2 protein-coding genes are annotated in these 962 nt (G+C 41.4%); both read right to left on the reverse strand.

Going from position 1 to position 962, the window contains the following annotated elements:
- Nucleotides 1–400 (reverse strand): hypothetical protein (locus tag GV818_RS33665; RefSeq protein ID WP_161778740.1); only part of this gene is annotated, 400 nt, incomplete at its 3' end.
- A 112-nt stretch (nt 401–512) separates the two neighbouring features.
- Nucleotides 513–860: a DUF3969 family protein gene (locus GV818_RS33670; protein ID WP_161778741.1), complete on the reverse strand. Its 348-nt coding sequence runs from the start codon at nt 858–860 to the stop codon at nt 513–515.
- Nucleotides 861–962 lie beyond the last annotated feature (102 nt).

The following is a 962-nucleotide window of genomic DNA, read 5'->3' on the forward strand; positions in this document are numbered from 1 at the left end:
ACCACTCCACACCGAACTCTTGATAGCGGCCACTCACTTGAGCATAGGAAAGTAACTCGTCATTTACATCGTACAAGATCGAGTTCCATTTTTTTCCAAAAACAAAAGCAAACCATAAGTAGAGAAGCTTAGCGCGAGGGCTATGATCCAAGCGTAGTTCCACAATAACCTGCGGTGCCGCCCCTAGCATCGCCTCCCACTCAGCGACATCCCTGTCACTGTACATTTCATGAATCATATCTTCATCTAAAAGCCCCAGCCATACACTCGATTCCCCCTTATCAATTCCTCCACGCGAAGCTCCCAAGTGTGGGACATAACCACCTATGCCCTTAACAAAATTACAAAAACCCTCAGAATTTACAATTTCAGACGAAATAATCATGGCTGAATCACTCATACTCAGAATCCATCTTTGCTAGCCGCATACTCGAAAAATCGCACTCAACCCAAACTTTATTTACACATCCAATTGAGTAGCCGTCACAAAAATCCAAGATATCTATAAATCCCTATCGAAGATCCAGGTGCTCCAAACTTGGATCTTGAGCCTTTGTCTTCTTCAGAAACTCCAAAAATTCAAACATTCTTTCCCTTACTGAATCCTCAAATTTTAGAGGGATCAAATCAAGAACATCTTCTAGCTCACAGCAATTCATCACGAGATTACAAAATTCTTGAGAAATACCTTTTCCCTTCAAAATCTTTGATGTCCTTGGGGTAAACATAAGCCTTTCTGCCTCATCCAAACTCATAAGACCATTAATAACCATAGTTAACAGCCCAATAGATGTAGCGGATAAAAACCTAGCCGCCTCTTCAGCGTCAAAAAGCTCAATCACCAATAAAAAATTTTTCATTTGCTATTACTCCAACTAGTCTTTAGGTTTCAAGTTAAACACTTTCCCACTTTCGCCTTGAAAATTCTGGTGAAGCCTGCCGCCGAAGACCAGGCTGAAAAG

Source organism: Pseudomonas sp. Fl4BN1 (genome assembly GCF_009908285.1).
Lineage (GTDB): Bacteria > Pseudomonadota > Gammaproteobacteria > Pseudomonadales > Pseudomonadaceae > Aquipseudomonas.